The sequence below is a fragment of the Archangium lipolyticum genome, assembly GCF_024623785.1.
GTDB classification, from domain to species: Bacteria; Myxococcota; Myxococcia; order Myxococcales; family Myxococcaceae; genus Archangium; species Archangium lipolyticum.
The window spans coordinates 134,415-151,921 of the sequence record NZ_JANKBZ010000019.1; the positions used below are offsets into that span (position 1 = coordinate 134,415).

Annotated in this window: 8 protein-coding genes; 5 read left to right on the forward strand and 3 right to left on the reverse strand. The window is 73.0% G+C overall.

Annotated elements, in window-relative coordinates:
• The first annotated feature begins 62 nt into the window (after window positions 1-62).
• Window positions 63-1,835: a hypothetical protein gene (locus NR810_RS32855; protein WP_257458387.1), complete on the forward strand. Its 1,773-nt coding sequence runs from the start codon at window positions 63-65 to the stop codon at window positions 1,833-1,835.
• A 15-nt stretch (window positions 1,836-1,850) separates the two neighbouring features.
• Here NR810_RS32855 and NR810_RS32860 read toward each other — a convergent pair whose 3' ends face one another.
• Window positions 1,851-3,617 carry a DUF885 domain-containing protein gene (locus NR810_RS32860; protein WP_257458388.1) on the reverse strand — a complete coding sequence of 589 codons (1,767 nt, stop codon included), beginning with the start codon at window positions 3,615-3,617 and terminating at the stop codon, window positions 1,851-1,853.
• A gap of 164 nt (window positions 3,618-3,781) precedes the next feature.
• Here NR810_RS32860 and NR810_RS32865 point away from each other — a divergent pair, with 164 nt between their 5' ends.
• The 4 genes from NR810_RS32865 to ddpX are packed head-to-tail and all read left to right on the forward strand — an operon-like array spanning window position 3,782 to window position 15,284.
• Window positions 3,782-13,324 carry a tetratricopeptide repeat protein gene (locus tag NR810_RS32865; protein WP_257458389.1) on the forward strand — a complete coding sequence of 3,181 codons (9,543 nt, stop codon included), beginning with the start codon at window positions 3,782-3,784 and terminating at the stop codon, window positions 13,322-13,324.
• Window positions 13,325-13,339: 15 nt separating this feature from the next.
• Complete coding sequence (locus NR810_RS32870) at window positions 13,340-13,969, forward strand: hypothetical protein (RefSeq protein ID WP_257458390.1); 630 nt, start codon at window positions 13,340-13,342, stop codon at window positions 13,967-13,969.
• Window positions 13,956-14,654, forward strand: coding sequence for a 7-cyano-7-deazaguanine synthase QueC (gene queC, locus NR810_RS32875; RefSeq protein WP_257458391.1), 699 nt, complete (start codon window positions 13,956-13,958; stop codon window positions 14,652-14,654). The genes NR810_RS32870 and queC overlap by 14 nt, the downstream gene beginning before the upstream one ends.
• A 3-nt stretch (window positions 14,655-14,657) precedes the next feature.
• Window positions 14,658-15,284 (forward strand): D-alanyl-D-alanine dipeptidase, encoded by a 627-nt coding sequence (gene ddpX / locus NR810_RS32880; RefSeq protein WP_257458392.1) that lies wholly within the window; start codon window positions 14,658-14,660, stop codon window positions 15,282-15,284.
• Window positions 15,285-15,350: 66 nt separating this feature from the next.
• On the opposite strand, the gene NR810_RS32885 is transcribed toward ddpX, so the two are convergent.
• Together NR810_RS32885 and NR810_RS32890 are read right to left on the reverse strand one after the other, a co-directional pair.
• Window positions 15,351-16,556 carry a threonine synthase gene (locus NR810_RS32885; protein ID WP_257458393.1) on the reverse strand — a complete coding sequence of 402 codons (1,206 nt, stop codon included), beginning with the start codon at window positions 16,554-16,556 and terminating at the stop codon, window positions 15,351-15,353.
• A 10-nt stretch (window positions 16,557-16,566) separates the two neighbouring features.
• Window positions 16,567-17,403, reverse strand: a complete 837-nt coding sequence (locus NR810_RS32890) for an aldose epimerase family protein (protein WP_257458394.1) — start codon at window positions 17,401-17,403, stop codon at window positions 16,567-16,569.
• Window positions 17,404-17,507: the final 104 nt, after the last annotated feature.

Genomic DNA, 17,507 nt, shown 5'->3' on the forward strand with positions numbered 1-17,507 from the left:
GAATTCTCGATTCTTGGAACCCGGGGCCGGACGCTGTTGTCATGGGGCCCGCGATATCCTCCATGAACGACCCCACCTCGAAGCGCTGGTCCGACCTCCCGCGAGCCTTCTGGCTCTCCCTTCTCGCCGCCCTGGTGCTGGCCCTGCCCACGCTGGGGATGGGATTCGTCCTGGATGACTACATCCACCTGCTCATCTTCGAGGGCCGGTGGCCCCTGGGCTCGTCCCTGGATCTCTTCCGCTTCGCCGGGGGAGACCCCGAGGGCATGCGGCGCATCGTGCAGGAGGGCCCCTATCCCTGGTGGACGCTGCCCGATCTGAAGATCGCCTTCTGGCGCCCCCTGGCGAGCGCGCTCGGGGCGCTGGATCACCGCCTCTTCGGCCGCGAGGCGCTGGGCTACCACGTGCACTCGATGGCCTGGTACCTCGGGCTGGTGGCCGTCTTCGGCACCCTGCTGCGGCGCTTCCTGCCCGGGGCGCTCGGGGCGCTCGCGCTGTTCCTCTTCGCCGTGGATGACGCGCACCTGATGCCCGTGGGGTGGATCGCCAACCGCAACGCCGTGGTGGCCGCCACCCTGGCGCTGCTCGGCCTGTGGCTGCACCTGGAGTGGCGCGAGGCCCGGCGGCCCTGGGCCCTGCCCCTGTCCCTGGCGGCGCTCGCCGCGAGCCTGACGGCCGGGGAGACGGCCCTGGGCGTCTTCGCCTACCTGCTGGCGTATGAGCTGCTCGGCGCCCGGGGGACGGTGGCGGAGCGGCTCCGGGCCGTGGCTCCCGCGGCGGTGCTCGCGCTCGCGTACCTCGGGGTCTACAAGGCGCTCGGGTACGGCGCCCATGGCTCCACCATGTATCTGGATCCGGTGGGAGAGCCGGGACGCTACCTGGAGGCCGCGCTCGGCCGGGTGCCCGCGCTCATCGCCGGGCTGCTGGGTGCTCCCGTGGATCTCTGGGGACTCAGTGCGGGCAGCCGGCCCGTGCTGGTGGGCGTGGGGTTGGTGGGGCTCGCGCTGGTGGGTCTGTTGCTGCGCTCGGCCTGGCCCGGCCTCTCCGAGGAGGAGCGCCGGCACTGCCGCTGGCTCGCCGCCGGTGCGGGGCTGTCCCTGCTGCCCGTGGCCTCCACCCTGCCCATGAGCCGGGTGCTGCTCGTGCCGGGCCTGGGGGCCTCGGCGCTGCTGTCCGTGGTGCTGCTGCATGCGTGGCGCTCGCGGAAGCAGCGGGGCTGGAGCCGCTGGGGCGCCATCGTCACCGGCGGGGTGCTCGCGCTCTTCCACCTGGTGCTCGCGCCCCTGAGCTGGCCCGCGATGGCGATGATGATCCGCCAGCTCGGCTCGAGCACCGAGGAGCTGGCGCGGAAGGCGGGACGCGAGGTGGACTTCGCGCGGCTGCCCTCGCAGCGGGTGGTGGTGCTCGATGCCCGGGACGTCGGCGTGGCCCTGTACACCCCCGTCATGTGGGCCTTGCAGGGCCAGCCGTTCCCGCGCTCCTGGTGGCCGCTGTCGTTGGCGCCGATGTCCCCCGTCTTCACCCGCACCGGACTGGCTTCGATCGAGCTGGAGCTCACCGAGGGACACTTCCTCGCCAGTGATGCCGAGCAGAGCGTTCGCGGCTCTCAGTACGTGCTCGGCACGGGGGCGAAGGTGGCGCTGGAGGGGATGACGGTGACGGTGCTGGCCGCGGACGCCGGGGGGCCGACCCGCCTGGGCTTCGAGTTCGATGTGCCGCTGGAGGACCCCTCGCTCGTGTTCCTGCGCTCGAGCGAGGGGGGACTGATCCGGTTCACACCGCCACCCGTGGGGACGCGGCTCGCGCTCTCGACCGTGGCGGCTGGCGGCCCGTGATGGCCATCCGCGGGGCTAGCGCGCCTTCTGTGCCGGCACGAACTCCTCGCGCACCGCCCTGGCCAGCAGGTCCGGCGGCAGCAGTCCCTGGTCGAGGAGGAAGTTGTTGAAGGCGAGCCGGTCGAACTTCGCGCCGAGGGCGAGCTCCGTCTCGGCGCGCATCTCCAGGATGCGGGTGTAGCCGTAGAAGTAGCTCCCGGCCTGGCCCGGAGAGCGGAAGGTGTAGCGGTCCAGCTCCTGCCGGGCCATGGGCGCGGAGAGCACGACCTCCTCGGTGAGGACGCGGCCGGCCTGCTCGCGCGTGAGCTGACCCAGGTTGAGCATGGGGTCGAGCATGGCGCGGGCCGCGCGCAGCAGGCGGAACTGCAGGGCGATCAGCTGACCCTCGGGCGGCTCGTGGGGGACCATCTCCGCCTCGGCGTAGAGCGCCCAGCCCTCGACGTTGACGGAGTTGAAGGCGAACATGCTGCGCGCCAGGGACACGCCGCGCTCCACCATGGCGGTGAACTGCAGCTCGTGGCCCGGACGGCCCTCGTGCGCGGTAAGGGACCAGGCCGCGGCGGCGAAGGTGAAGTCGTCGTAGGCCTCGCCCTTGCCGCTGCTCGCCGGGCTGCCCAGCGGCAGCACGAACTGGCCTTGCTCGCCTGTGTTGTTGATCAGCGCGGGCGGGTCCATGTGCGGCGCGGGCTGGGCGGCGCTCTCGGCCTCCGAGGCCAGGCGCATCACCATCGGACGCTTCGGCAGGTCCACCACGCGGTGCTGGGAGATCCGCTGCTCCATCTGCGTGATGACCTCGCGGTAGTGTCCTTCGATCCGATCGCGGTCGAGCTGCTCCTTCTTCAACAGGCGGATGACGTCCCGGTAGTCGGTGGCGTCGAGCCCCCGGGCCTTCGCCACGAGCGGAGCGAGCACCTGCATCTGCGCGCGGACCGAGAGGTACTCGACCTGCGCGCGGCGCATCAGCTGCTCGGGCGGGATGTCGATGCCGAACTGCAGGAGCCCGAAGGCGTAGAGCTCCGGTGGGAGGCGGAAGTCCTCGCGTGCCCGTGGCAGCACCACCTTGCGCTCCCAGGCGACGTAGTCCTCGACCTGCTTCTCGAGCGCGGCCAGGGCGGGCTCGGCATCGGCGATCTTGTACTCCGTGAACAGCTCCCGGATGCCCTTCACGTAGGTCCGCGCGTTGGCCAGGGACTGCTCCACCTCGAGCTTCACCGGGCCCAGCAGCTTCGGGTTGGAGCGCTTCTCCTCGAAGCGCGCCTTGGCCAGCTCGGTCAGCGGCTTGCTGCCCGGCGCAAGGCCGGTGTAGCGCTGGAGGCGGGTCAGGGCCTTGGCCCGGCGCTCGGGGGCCACCTCTTCCTGGAGGAGCTGCTGAATGCTCTGGAACACCACCTCCGGGACGTCGACCCAGGTGAGCAGGTAGCGCTCGTTGAGCGTGGAGCCCTGGATGTTCTCCTTCGCCGCCTTCACCAGGATGAGGAGGTCCTGACGGACGTTCGGGTCCTTCTCCGTGGCGAGGCGCTTCTCCAGCTCGGCCTGGGCCCTGGCCATGGCGGCGCGGGTGCGCTCACCCAAGCGAGGTCCGAGGTCGAGCACCTGGTCGTCATGGGTGGCCATGCCGAAGGCCGAGGCGAGCTCCGGGGTGAAGCGGGCGGTGGTGTCCAGCAGCACCTGCGCGTGGGCGTTGCTGCGCGCCACCCAGTCCGGGTTCGCGGCCTTCTGCTGGGCTGGTGCAGCGAAGGGGATGAGGAGGAGGGCCAATCCAAGGAGGAGTCGAGCGCGCATTCGTTGTGTTTTCCGGTGGGAGCGGTGACCTGGGTCTCACGAATGGGGGCAGGGGCCATTTCAGCCGGCTGTTTCTCCGCCTGCCCCCCGGGCGGGGGAATAGCAAAAATTCCGGGGGCTTAGACCACGTGGTAGTTTCGGGTGCTCCTTAGAAGCCCCCGCAGATGGCCACCGACAGCGACTCGCCCAAGCCCGCGTCCGAAGCGCAAGCCGCCGCCCCCGAGCTGCGCCTGTTGGATCGGCGCGCCTTCGTGGGGTTTCCGCCCCTCGAGTTGGCGCCCGGGCTGTCCATCGCCGACTTCGCGCTGCAGATTCCGGACGTCACCTTCCCCTTCAACGTCAGCGCGGGTGCCTCGCGCTACCAGCGCAAGAAGCTGCTCTTCGGCTTCCTGGAGCTGCACGTCGACGCGGACCTGGTGACGCGCAAGGTGGCCGAGCTGGCCGGACGCGTGGCCGGGCTCGAGAACCTGAAGCTGCACTTCCGCCCCGGCTACCTGGAGGGCCAGGCCTTCCTCCAGGCCCCGGAGCGCACCCCGCTCACCTTCAAGATGGCCTTCGACGCGGACGGCGAGCGGCTCGCCCTCTACCTCTACGACGTGCGCCTGTACGGCTTCGCCTCCACGCCGTCGGTGCAGGTGCCCGGCCTCATCGCCGCCACCGTGGCCGAGCTGGGCCTGCTGCCCGAGGTGGAGGTGCGCGGCGCCACCGGCTTCTCCACCCGCGTGCTGCCCGCGCTGTGCCAGAAGTCCGCCGTCAGCCGGGGCTTCAAGATGCCCGTGCTGGACACCGCGCGCCTCTCCTCCGTCGAGGTGAGCAGCGCGGGCCTGCGCCTGCGCTTCTCCGCCGGGGGACTGCCGCCTCCCTCGCCGCCCGACGAGGAGCTGCTGCTGGCCCTCGAGGGCGCCCGCGCCTTCGCCGACGCCGAGGCCCTCATCGCCCAGGGCAAGCTCGCCGAGGCCCGCGACGCCTACCTCCAGGCCGGTGACGCCCAGGACGCCCACCCCTTCGCCGCCGAGCGGCTGCTGTCGCTCCTCGTGGCGGATCCGCAGGCGCACGACATGGCCCTCGACGTGGCGGCCACGCTGCTGCGCCGCCGCGAGCGCAGCCCCGCCGCCCTCTGGGGCGAGGCCGTGGTGCGCGAGCGCCGGGGTGAGCACGCTCGCGCCGCCGAGCGCTACCTCGCGCTGTGCGCCCTCGCGCGCCGCGCCTCCGAGGAGTCCTCCGCCTTCTTCGCCGCCGAGTCCGCCGCCCGTGCCGCGCGCGACCACGCGCCCCAGGTGGCCGTGAAGGCCCTCCACGAGGTGCTCGGCCTCAAGCCGGACCACCTGCCTTCGCTCAAGGCCCTCGCGCGTGCCTCGGACCAGAGCCGCGACCGTGCCGGGGCCGTGCGCGCCTACCGCCGCATCGCCGCGCTCGCGAGAGATCCCTCCGAGGCCGCCGACGCGCACGTGCACCTCGCGCGCCTGTGCGCCCAGACGGAGGACGATGTCGCTGGCGCCCGCCTGCACTGCGAGGCCGCGCTGCGCCTCTCGCCGGACCAGCCGGACGCGCTGCTGCTGCTGGGCGAGCTGTGCCACCTCGGGGGCGAGCACCTGCGCGCCCTCAAGGCCCTGGACCGCCTGCGCGAGGTGGCCATGGCCCGCCACGAGCTGGACCGCGTGGGCCGCGCCAACCTGCTCGCCGGCCGCATCTGGGAAGAGGGCCTCCAGCAGCCGGACAACGCGCTGCTGCGCTACCGCGAGGCCACGTCGCTGCTGCCCGGCGAGCCCGAGCCCCTCTTCGCCACCGCGCGCGTGGCCGAGAAGCTGGGGAAGATGCAGGAGGCGCTCGCCGGCTACCAGCAGGCGCTGGAGCTGGCCGGCCCCGCTCCGCGCTCCGAGCCCATCCGCCAGGCCGCGCACCGCAGCCACCACGCCCTGGCGCGCCTGTACCGCACGAAGCTCGGCGACCCGGCCCGCGCCCGCGAGCACCTGGAGGCCGCGCTCGCGTTGGATCCGCGCGATGGCGCCGCGCTCGACGAGCTGATTCCGTACTTCCGCGCCACCGGTCGGGCCCAGGAGCTCGCCGAGGCCCTGGAGAAGGCCGCCGCCGTCCACGAGGAGCCCGGCCGCCGTGCCGCCCTCTGGGCCGAGGCCGGCGAGCTGTTCCGCGGCCGCCTGCAGCAGCCCGAGAAGGCCGAGCGCCTCCTCACCTCCGCGTTGGAGGCCGACCCGGACCACAAGCCCGCGCTGGAGTCCATGCTGGCGCTCGCCGAGGCGCGCCGCGATGGCGGGCTGCTCACCCGCTGCCTCTCCGCCCTCGCGCGCCTCACCCCCGAGCCCAAGGAGCGCGCGCAGAAGTACCGCCGCCTCTCCGTGGCCGCGCGCGACCTCGCCTTCGACCTGGACCTCGCCGCCACCGCCCTTCAGGAGGTGCTGAAGGCGGAGCCGGACGACCTGCCCACGCTGGGCGAGCTGTGCGCCTTGCAGCGCAAGCGCTCGGACATGGCGGGCCTGGCCACCGCCCTCGACGATCGGGCGCGCGTGGCCGAGGCGCAGGGTGACAAGCGGCTCGCGGCGGCGGCGCTGCGCGAGCTGGCCAATGTGTTGGAAGCGCGGCTCGGCCGCCTCGGCGAGGCGTTGGTGGCCCTGGAGAAGGCCGCGCGTCTCTCCCCGGACCAGGCCGTGCTGCTGGAGCTGGCGGACCTCTCGCTGCGCTGCGAGCGCCCCGAGCATGCCCGGCGCGCGCTGGAGACGCTGCTGTCCACCCTGCCGCGCACCACCGCTCCCGAGCGCCTCGCGGACATCCGCTCCCGCCTGGGCCGCGCGTGCGAGCAGATGGGGGACCGCGAGGCCGCCATCGCCGCCTACGCCCAGGCCTTCCCTCTGCGCCGCCTGGACGACGCGCTCGCCTCACGGTTGGAGGCCCTCTATACCGAGGCCGGTGAGACGCGCGAGCTGGCCGAGCTGTGGGCCTCTCGTGCCCAGGCCCTCGTCGCCGCCGAGCGCTCCGCCGAGGCCGCGCCCCTCTTCCTCCAGAGCGCCCGCGTCCTCCTGGAGCGCGGAGAGAAGGGCCCGGCCCTCCTGCGCCTCTCCTCGGCCCTCGACGCGAGCCCCTCTGGCCCGCTGGCCGCCGAGGCTCTCGATGCGCTCGCCGAGCTGGAGCTGGAGCGCGGCGAGAAGCTGGAGGCCGCCCGCCTCTTCGCGCGCAAGGCCGCGCTGGTGACGGACGCCCGCGCGGGCTCGAAGCTCCTCTTCCGTGCCTCCGTGCTCGCCATGGGCACCAGCCGCGAGGAGGCCTTCCTCGCAGAGGCCCTGGAGCGGGACGCCTCCTTCGCTCCCGCGCGCATGCGCCGGGGCGAGCTGCGGTTGCAGGCGGATGCACGCTCCGCGCTGGAGGACTTCGAGGCCGTGCTGGCCCTGCCTCCGGCGGACCCGGACGCGCTGCGCGAGGAGGAGCTGCTGGAACTCACCCGCCGCGCCTCCTCCGCCGCCGTGCGCGCGGGCCGAGCGGATGCCGCCCGGCGCCTGCTCGCGCAGTACTGCACCCTGGCCCCCGAGGACCTCGAGGCCCAGGTGGAGCTCGCGGGCCTCCACCGCAAGGCGGGCGCGCGCGAGCCGCTGGCCGACCTCCTCGTCACGCTGTGGCCGCGCCTCTCCGGTGAGGCGCGCCGCTCCGCCCGCCGCGAGCTGGCCGAGCTGTCCCTCGCCCTCGGCCGCACCGCCGAGACCACCGACGCCCTGCGCAGCCTCCTCGCCGAGGAGCCTCACGACACCTGGGCCACGCAGGCCCTGCTGGAGCTGCTGCCCCCGCCAGGCACTGGCACTCCCCAGGAGGAGACCGAGCGCCTCTCACTGCTGGGCACCCTCATCTCCGCCTCCGAGGGCGATGCCCGCGCCGAGCTGCTTTCCCGCCGCGCCGCCCTCCACCGAAACGCGGGCCGCTCCCAGTCCGCGCGCGATGACTTCCTCGCGGCCACGAAGCTCTCCCGCCGGCCCGCGCCCCTGTGGCTCGCCATCGCCGCGCTCGCCCGCGAGGCGGGTGACGACGTGGACGAGCTGGCCGCGTGGCGCAACGTCGTCACCTCCGAGCCGGAGCTCGCCGAGCGCGCCCGCGTGCGCCTGCTCGCGCTGGCCCACACGCTGGTGGAGAAGGACGCGCGTGCTCCGGCCCGCGAGGCCCTGCTCGCCGCCGCGGCGCTCCCGCTCTCCCCGGCCGAGCGCTGCGATGCCTTCTTCGCCCTCGCCACGCTCGAGCGCCGCGACGGGCGGCCGGACGCCGAGGCGCAAGCGCTCGCCGAGGCCGCGCGCCAGGGCCCCGTGCCCCGCCGCGTGGAGGCCCTGCTGGAGCGGGCGCGCCTGCTGGAGAAGGCGGGCAACCTCCCCGAGGCCGCCGCCAGCCTGGAGTCCGCGCTCACCCTGGCGCCGCGTCATGCCGGGGCCACCACCGCGCTTCAGCGCGTGCTGCGCGAGCTGGAGGACTGGGCACGCCTCGCGGACCTGATCGCCGCCGAGGCCCCGCACGCTCCGCCCGCCGAGGCCGCCGTGCTCTACGCGGAGCTGGGCACCCTCCACCTGGAGCGCCTGGAGCAGCCCGAGGCCGCCGAGGCCGCGCTGCGGCAGGCGGTGCGCCTGGCTCCCGACAACCTCGACGTGCGCCGCCGGCTGGTGGCCATCGTCGCGGGCCGTGGGGACTCCGCCGAGGCCGCGAAGCTCCTCGATGTCGGCGCGAGCGACATTCCTCCGGCCGAGGTCGCCACCCTCCTGCGAGAGGGCATCTCCCATGCCCGTGCCGCCGGGGACATGGCCCGGGCCCTCGAGCTGGCCCGCCGTGCCCATGCCCTCGTCCCCGCGCGGGACGCGCAGCTCGCCGAGCTGGCCGAGCTCCTCTTCCTCCACGGTGACGTGAAGGAGGCGCTGCCCCTGCAGGAGCAGCTCGCCGCCGCCGCCGACTTCGCCACCGAGCCCGAGCGCGCCGAGAAGGCCTGGCTGCGCCTGGGAGCGCTCGCGGAGAAGCTCGGGGACTCGCGGCGCGCGGTGTCCGCGTACAAGCGCCTCCTCGCCGAGCGCCCGCTGAATGAAGTCGCCGTGCTCCGGCTCGCCGCGCTGCTGGAGAAGGACGAGCCTCGCGCTTCCTTCGAGGTGCTCGTCGCCCACGCGCGCGCCCTGCCTCCGTCCGAGGACACGGCGAAGCGCCTCGTCTCGCTGTCGGAGCGGGCCCGCGACTCGCTGGCCGACTCCTCGCTCGCCGCCTCCCTGCTGACGCGCGCGGCGGAGATGGCGGAGGAGCCGCTGCCGCTGCACCTGTCGCTCGCCAACCTCTACCGCGACGCGGGCCGCGTCCCCGAGCTGGTGGCCCAGCTCCAGGTGGTGGCCCAGCTCAGCCAGGAGGCGGGAGACCTCGACGGCGCCATCGCCGCCTGCGCGGAGCACGCGCGCCTGGCCGAGGAGTCGGGCCGGGTGGACGAGTCCCTGCGCTCGCTGGAGGCACTGCGCTTCCTCCTGGAGAAGGAGGACCGGAAGGACGAGGCCGCCACCTACGAGCGCCACCGCGCGGAGATGCTGCGCGACGCGAAGCTGGACCTGCCGGCGGCGGAGGCCGCGCTGGAGCGGGCCTTCGCGCTGTCCGAGCAGCTCGACACGGCGCGCATGGGCATCGAGCTGGCCGTGCGCCGGGAAGACACCGTCGCCGAGGCCCGCTGGCTGGAGCGCGCCCTGCCGTTGCTGCCCGGGACGCGGGAGAAGGCCACGTCGCTGCTGCGGCTCTCGAAGCTGCACCTGGACGTGCTGGACGACTCCGGCAAGGCCGAGGGCTTCCTGCGCGAGGCGCTCCGCCACGACCGCTCCCTGCAGGAGGCCGAGACGCTCCTGTGCGAGCTGCTCGAGCGCGAGGGGCGGGTGGCCGAGCTGGCCGCCTGGTTCGAGGACTCCGCTTCCCATGAGGAGCAGCCCGCCCGCCGCGCGCAACTGCTGCTGCGCGCCGCCACCCTCTACCGCGAGCACGCCGGGCGTCCGGACGCGGCCGTCATCGCGCTGCTCGCGGCACGCTCCGCGCGGCCGGACGACCTGGACCTCACCCGTCAGGCGGCGGACCTGCTCCACGAGATGGGGCGCGAGGAGGACGCCGCCGAGTTCGACGGCCTGCTGCTGGAGGCGAACCCCTTCCTGGAGCCCGTCTACGGCCGTCACCGTGCGTGGCTCTCCGAGACGGGAGACCTCCAGTCGCTCGCCGCGCTGATGTTGCGCCGGGCGCAGCGGCAGATGCCCGTCGAGGCCGCGGAGAGCTACCTCGCCGCCGCGAAGGCGTTCCGCGAGGCCGGTGCGCTGGAGCGCGCGCTGCTGTGCGAGGACCGGGCCTTCGAGCTCGCGCCCGCCAGCGCCGAGGCCTTCCACCTGCTGCGAGCCCGTGCCACCGGGGACGTGCGCCGCCAGGCGGAGCTGCTCTCCCTGCGTGCCGCGGCCCTGGAGCCCGAGGCGGCCCTGCCGCTGCTGCGCGAGCGCGCGGACATGTTGCTGGAGGCGGGGGAGGCGCTGCTCGCCGCCGAGGCCTTCGACGACTACCTCTCCAAGGCCGGAAACGACGTGGACGCGCTCGCCGCGCGCGCGGAGCTGGCCGCCGAGGGCGGTGGCCCCACCGCGGCCCAGCCGTATGACCGGCGCCTGCTCGCCGCCGGAGGCGACTCGCTCCCCGTCCCGGTGCGCGTGCGCACGCACCTGCGGCTCGGCCATGCCTCGCTGTCCTCGGGTGCGCTCCGCGATGCGGCGGAGTCCTTCGAGGCCGTGGTGTCGCTCGACCCCGAGGGCACGCGGGGCCAGGAGGCGCTGTCCCTCCTCACCGAGGTGTACGGCCGCACGGGGGATTCCAAGGGCCTGTACCGCGCCTCGTTGAAGCTCGCGCGCAAGGCGGACGCCGCCACCGCGGAGGTGCTGTACCGCCGCGCCGCGGACCTCTTCGAGGACCCGAAGGAGTCCATCGACGCGCTGTTGCACCTGGCGCGCCTGCGTCCCGCGGACGCGCACATCATCGACCGGGCGGTGGTGGGCCTGCGCGCCCTGGGCCGTCCCTCGGACCTGCTCGCCGTCTACGAGGCGGGGGCACAGGCCGCCGGGGGCTCGCGCGCCGCGGAGCTGCTGCTGGCGGCCGCCGATGTCGCCGCGAACCAGCTCGATGATCCGCGACGCGCCACGGCCCTCCGGGAGCGCGCGGCCGAGGCGGACCCGTCCAACGTGGCCGCGCTCCGGGCGCGGGTGGTGGGCTTGCGCCAGCGGGGAGACACGGCCGCGTTGCTGGAGGCGCTCGAGCGGCTGATTCCAGAGACGGAGGACGCGGACGAGGCCTCCCTCCTGCGGTTGGAGCTGGCGTCGCTGGCCAGTGCCTCGGACCGTCAGTCCGTCGCCCGCGAGGCGCTGGAGACAGTGGTGGCGCGGGGTACCTCCGGTGCCGGCTACGCCGAGGCGCTGGAGGCCCTGGAGCCGTTGCTCACGGACGAGCCGGGCCGCCTCGCCGAGGTGCGGCTGGCCCGGGCGGAGCTGTTGCCCAACACGGAGCGCCGGGAGCTGCTGTTGTCCGCGGCACGCGACCTCGAGTCCGCGAAGCGTCTTCCGGAGGCGCTGCGAGCGGCCCGGGCCGCCGTCGCCATCGAGGCCGACCTGGAGTCGCTGCGGCTGGTGGCCACGCTGTACCAGGTGTCCGGAGAGCCGGGACGTGCGGCGCAGGCGCTGTTGCAGGCGGCGCGCCTCGCGTACTCCGCCGAGCGTCCGGCGCTGCTGCTGGAGTCGGCCGACCTGTGGGAGTCCGCGGGCGATCGCGCCGAGGCCCTCGAGGTGCTGGAGCGTCTGGCGACCGAGACCCAGGACGCGCTGAGTCCGGCGGAGCTGGCCGAGCGCTTCCACCGGCTGGGTGCTCCCGCGCGCGCCGTCGAGGTGGGCTTCGGCCCCGCGCTCGAGTCCGGCGACCTGCTGGGGGCGCTCGCGCTCGCCGAGCGCGCCGGGGATTCGGCGCGTGTCCGTCAGGCGCTCTGGGCGCTGGTGGAGAAGCCGGACGCGGATGCGGCGCACATCACCGACCTGGTCTCGGGCCTGCGCGCGGAGGACGACTGGGAGGGACTGCTGCGGCTGGCGGACCTGCTCTCGGAGACGGACGCGGCGCTGTCCACGGAGCTGCGGGGCGAGGTATTGCTCGCACCGGGTGCCGCGGCCGAGCCGCGCCTGCGCGCGCTGAAGTCGCTGGTGGCCCTGCCGGGTTTCTCCGAGCGCCTGCGGAAGCTGCTGCCGGAGCTCGGGAGCTGCCCCGCGGAGCTGTCCGAGGCGGTGCTCGAGCTGGTGCGGGAGCTGCCCCTGGACGAGCGCGTCGAGGCGCTCTCCGAGGCGGCGGATGGCTGGCCGGAGCGGCGCGGCAAGCTGCTGCGCGAGCGCTTCCGCTTGCAGCGGGACGCTGGCCGCATGGCGGACGCGGCGGACACGCTGGGCCTGCTCATCCTGTTGGAGACGGAGCCCAAGCTTCGCGCGGGCCTCCACGTGGAGCATGGCGACATGCTGATGTGGGCGGGTGAAAAGGCGCGCGCGCAGGAGGCCTTCGAGCGGGCGCTCGAGGACGCGCCGGGCACCATCCGTGCGCTGGAGTTCCTGCTGCCCATCTACGACGAGACGCGCAACCACGCGCGCTTCGTGGCGGTGGCGGAGCAGCTCGCGGCCATGCTCGCGGGCCCGGCGGCGATGGGGCTGTGGCGTGAGCGTCTGGCCGAGGCCTACGAGGCCCTGGGCCGTCTGCCGGAGGCGGCGGAGCAGCTCAAGCTGTTGCCGGAGACTCCGGAGCGGCTGGAGCGCCGCGCGAGGATCGCCGAGGCGCAGGGGCTCACGGGCGAGGCGTTGCAGTTGCGCGAGCGGCTCACGGAGGAGCCGGCGGCGCTGGAGGAGATCCTCCGCAAGTACCTGGACTCGCAGCTGGTGGTGTTCGCGGTGCGGCTGGCCGAGCGGCTCTACCAGGCGGGCCAGCTGTCGCCGGAGGCGAAGCGCCTGGTGGCGGAGAGGCTGTCACCGACGTACGAGGGCTCGGCGCTGGCCATCCACCTCTGGCCGGAGCTGCTGCGGCAGCAGCCGGTGGACGCGGATGGGTGGACGCTGTACGCCGAGGCGCTGGCGGCCTGGGACGACGTGCCCCGCGAGGTGGCGCGCGTGGACGGCTTCGGTGCGGCGCTCGTGTCCAGCACGGCGAGCGCGTCGGCCGCGACGCTGTCTCCGGTGGCCCGGCCCGAGGGCTTCGCCCACGCGTTGCCTCCGGACGCGGTGCCCGTGACGGACGAGCAGATGCCGCGCCTGCACGCGGTGCTGCGGCCCACGCTGAAGGGGCTGGGGGTGGAGGACCTGAGCGTCTACCTGAACCCGGCGGGTGGAGTGGAGGCGTACCTCGCCACGCCGGACCAGCTGGTGCTGGGGGCGGGTGCGCTGGCCTGCTTCGGGGTGGTGGAGCTGGGCTATCTCTGTGCACTGGCCCTCTGCCTGGGTGCATCCGGCGAGGCGCTCGCCCGGCCCGGTCCGGTGCCCGGCTTCGACGAGGCGGCGGTTGCGGCCTTCCGTGCCGTGCCGGCGTCGCTCGCGGCGTCGCGCGTGGTGGCGCACCTGTCCGCCGAGGTCCGCGGGGGAGATCCCCGGACGGTGGACGTGGGCGCGGTGCTGCGGACGAGCACGGCGTTCCGCGAGGTGGCCCTTGCCGCGCTGGAGACCGTGTAACCTGCCCGACCCTATATGCCCGCATCCCGACGTTGCCTGCTCCTCATATCGCTCCCCGTGCTCGCGGTGGCGGTCGCCGCCGCGTGCGTGCCCGAGACGGTGTACCCGGGGGACCTGACCATCGGGACCTTCGACTTCCAGGCCCAGGCCAACTGGGCGCTCACGGACTGCAAGCGGGACGGGGGTGACTTCAACCGGCTGGTGGACGGGGGCTTCGCCTTCTCGGGCACCTTCTCGCGAGACAGCCTGGACGGTGGGGTGTGGTTCACCATCGACGGCTTCTCGCGCAAGGCGGTCTTCGACGCTCCGACACAGCGGTACGTGACGACCCACCGGGCCGGGGCGCAGATTCCGAGCTGTGGCGAGGGCTGCAAGGGCGCGGAGATAGAGGAATCGATGTCGGTGGTGGTGCTGAGCGACAGCCAGGACCGGGCCATTGGCAGCCGGTGCGCCAACCTGACGGATGGAGGATTGCCGGATGGCTCGGTGCCGGGCCCGACGTTGAATGGCTATGACGCCGAGCGGGCCTGCGGGGAGCTGAAGGTGGTGTTCCTGCCGGGGAAGAGCGTTGAGTGCAAATGCGTGACGTCGTGCACGGCGGTGTACGGCGTGGAAGGGAAGCGGCACTTCAATGGCGGTAAGTAAGAAGGCGGTGGTGTTGCTGTCGGGAGGGCTGGACTCCACCACCTGCCTGGCGATGGCGAAGGCGGAGGGCTTCGAGCCGGTGTGCCTGGCGGTGTCCTACGGGCAGCGGCACGCGGTGGAACTGGAGCGGGCGCGGCGGGTGACGCAGGCCATGGGCGTGAAGGACTTCCGGATCGTGACGGTGGATCTGCGGCAGGTGGGCGGCTCGGCGCTGACGGCGGACATCGACGTGCCGAAGGACCGGCCGGAGGGGGAGATGTCGCACGGCATTCCCATCACCTACGTGCCGGCGCGCAACGCGCTCTTCCTCTCGCTGGCGCTGGGGTTGGCGGAGGTGGTGGGGGCGAGTGACATCTACATCGGTGTGAACGCGGTGGACTACAGCGGCTACCCGGACTGCCGGCCGGAGTTCATCCGGGCGTTCGAGCAGATGGCGACGCTGGCGACGAAGGCGGGGGTGGAGGGGACGCGCTTCAAGGTGCACGCGCCGCTGTCGGGGATGACGAAGGCGGACATCATCCAGGCGGGTGTGAAGTTGGGCGTGGACTACGGGATGACACACTCCTGCTACGACCCGGATCCAGAGGGGCGGGCGTGCGGACGGTGTGACAGCTGCGTGCTGAGGCGTCGTGGATTCGAGCAGGCGGGGGTAGCGGACCCCACGCCGTACGTAAAGGGAGCCTGAGAGATGGCGGGACCTGCGAGCGTGGCGTTGGGGCTGTGGCTGGCGGCGGGGAGTGGGCCGCTGGTGGACGGCACCGAGAAGGTGAAGGACCTGGTGGTGGACATGAAGTACGCCACGCCGGACAACTTCCTGAAGAGGAAGGTGTATCCGGACGGGGCGAGGTGCCTGCTGTTGCCGGACGCGGCCGAGCGGCTGGCGAAGGCGGCGGAGACGCTGCGCAAGCAGGGATACCGGCTGAAGGTATACGACTGCTACCGGCCGATCGCGGTGCAGTGGGAGATGTGGAAGATCTACCCGCACCCGGGCTACGTGGCGAACCCGAAGAAGGGGGGCAACCACAACCGGGGAGCGGCGGTGGACCTGACGTTGGTGACGCTGGATGGTGGCGAGGTGGAGATGCCGACGCCATTCGACTCATTCGAGAAGGCGGCGCACCACGGGTACGCGGGGGGCACGGAAGCTTCGCGGAAGCACCGGGAGATCCTCCGGGAGGCGATGGAGGGGGCGGGCTTCAAGAAGAACAAGATGGAGTGGTGGCACTACGACTTGCCGGGAGCGACGAAGCTGCCGGTGCAGGACGTGCCCTTCACGAAGCCGGAAGAGACCCAGGCACCCAAGGGAGCCAAATAACCCTCTCCCTCTGGGAGAGGGACGGGGTGAGGGTCTCTCTCCCCCGTCCTCACCACTGCGTGAACCTCACAGCGTGGCGTTGAGCTCGAGCACGGGCAGCTTGGGCGACATGACATCCGGGTACTTGATACCCGCGCCGGTATTGAGGAGCAGCACGCGCTGACCGGGGTCCAACCACCCATCGCGCAGCAGCATACGAGCGGCCCCGACGAGCGCGGCGCCCTCTGGGCAGATGAAGGCGCCCTCCAGGCGGCTGATGCGTTCCAGGCCCCACATCGTATCGGCATCTGGAACGGCCACGCAGGTGCCGCTCGTTTCGCGCACGGCCTGGAGCACGAGGAAGTCGCCAAGAGCCTTGGGTACGCGAATGCCCTGGGCCACGGTGGAGGCGTTCTCCCACTTGTCGGAGACGTCCTTGCCCTCGCGGAAGGCCTTCACGATGGGCTGGCAGCCCTCGGCCTGGACGGCGACGAGCCTGGGGAAGCGGACGTTCTCGGGCAGCCAACCCATCTCGCGCATCTCCAGAAGCGCCTTGTAGATGCCGATGATGCCCACGCCGCCGCCGGTGGGGTACAGAATGACGTCCGGCAGGCTCCAGGCGAGCTGTTCGGCGATCTCATAGCCCATCGTCTTCTTGCCCTCGATGCGGTACGGCTCCTTGAGGGTGGCGGCTTCGAACCAGCCATGTGCCTTGGCCGAGCGGCCGACGATGGCGCCGGCGTCGGTGATCTGCCCCCGGACCATGTACGCATTGGCGCCGACGGCGGTGGCCTCCAGCACGCTCATGGCGGGGGCATCGGTGGGCATCACCAGGGTGACGGACATTCCGGCGCGGGCCCCATAGCTGGCCCAGGCGCCGCCCGCGTTGCCATTGGTGGGCATGGCGAGCGCGGTAATACCCAGCTCCTTGGCCCGGCTGACGCCGGTGGCGGCGCCGCGAGCCTTGAAGGAGGCGGTGGGGTTGAGGCCCTCGTCCTTGAGCCAAAGGTCGCGCAGACCCAGCTCGGCGCCCAGGCGAGGGAGGGGGAAGAGGGGCGTCATGCCCTCGCCGAGGGTGATGATGTTCTTGGGATCCCGGACGGGCAGCAACTCGCGGTAGCGCCACAGGGAGGCGACGCGGCCGCACAGGTCGGCGGGGCGCAGGGAGCGGGCGGCGGCCTTCAGGTCATAACGAACGAGCAGCGGGCCGCCGCAGTCGCACAGGTTCTGGACCTGGTCCGCGTCATGGCTCTTGTGGCAGCGGGAGCATTCGAGATGGGAGAGGAAGGACATGGCCCGCCTTTTACCGGACGAAGCGAGCCAGAGGCGCGACGCTGATCTCGAACTCGGAGGAGAAGGTGGATCCGGGGGCCACGGTCAGCAGCCCCTGGTGTGTCTGGAGCGCACCTCCGGGGGCGGTCCAGGGCTCCACGCAGACGAAGTCACGGCCTCCGAGTGTCCACACCACGAGCGTGGTGAAGGAGGGGCTCCAGGCGAGCTCCACGGGGCGCAGGCCCGGTCCGCGCTCGAGCGTGGTGCCCTGGGGCGAGTGGTCGATCAGGTGCATGTCCAGCTCGGGCCCGGTGAGGTCCAACCCGGTGAAGGGGACGTGGGCGCCCTGGCGGTTGTCCCAGGCGCGCGAGGCATCGGTCTCGACGCGGGCCGAGGCCTTGTTGGCTTGGGGGACATGGAAGTACGGGTGGTAGCCGAGGTGCAGGGGCATGGGCCGGGAGTCCCGGTTCTCGGCGGAGAAGGTGAGGTGGAGCGCGGAGCCCCGGAGCGTCACGGTGAGGAGCGCCTCGAAGCGCCAGGGGAACTCGCGCAGGGTCTGCTCCGAGTGCCCGAGCGCGAGCACCACGCGCGAGGCCTCCTGGGTGCGCACGTCCCAGGGCAGGTCGCGGGCGAAGCCATGGCGGCGGATGGGGTACTCGCGGCCGTCCACCAGGTACTTGCCGCCGGGGGTGACACCGGGAGCGGGGAAGAGCACGGGGATGCCGCCGCGCACGTTCTTGGTGGCATCCGCGAGGGTGCTCTCGTCGAGGTAGAGGATGGGCTCGCCCTCGACGGTGAAGCGGCTGACGAGTGCTCCTCGCTCGGGGACGACCTCGGCGCGAGAGCCACCATCCGTGAGGACCACCATGTGTTCGCCTCCTGGGCCCGCGCGCCGGACGCGGCGCGGGTGCTGGCTTTTAACAGGGGAGGGCCTCTGGCCACCTCGGGAAGCGGCGCACCCTGTCGTCTTCC

Excerpts from the sequence above, each read along its gene's own strand:
- NR810_RS32855 (WP_257458387.1), top strand. The coding sequence starts at position 63 with ATGAACGACCCCACCTCGAAGCGCTGGTCCGACCTCCCGCGAGCCTTC.
- NR810_RS32860 (WP_257458388.1), bottom strand. The coding sequence starts at position 3,617 with ATGCGCGCTCGACTCCTCCTTGGATTGGCCCTCCTCCTCATCCCCTTC.
- NR810_RS32865 (WP_257458389.1), top strand. The coding sequence starts at position 3,782 with ATGGCCACCGACAGCGACTCGCCCAAGCCCGCGTCCGAAGCGCAAGCC.
- NR810_RS32870 (WP_257458390.1), top strand. The coding sequence starts at position 13,340 with ATGCCCGCATCCCGACGTTGCCTGCTCCTCATATCGCTCCCCGTGCTC.
- queC (WP_257458391.1), top strand. The coding sequence starts at position 13,956 with ATGGCGGTAAGTAAGAAGGCGGTGGTGTTGCTGTCGGGAGGGCTGGAC.
- ddpX (WP_257458392.1), top strand. The coding sequence starts at position 14,658 with ATGGCGGGACCTGCGAGCGTGGCGTTGGGGCTGTGGCTGGCGGCGGGG.
- NR810_RS32885 (WP_257458393.1), bottom strand. The coding sequence starts at position 16,556 with ATGTCCTTCCTCTCCCATCTCGAATGCTCCCGCTGCCACAAGAGCCAT.
- NR810_RS32890 (WP_257458394.1), bottom strand. The coding sequence starts at position 17,403 with ATGGTGGTCCTCACGGATGGTGGCTCTCGCGCCGAGGTCGTCCCCGAG.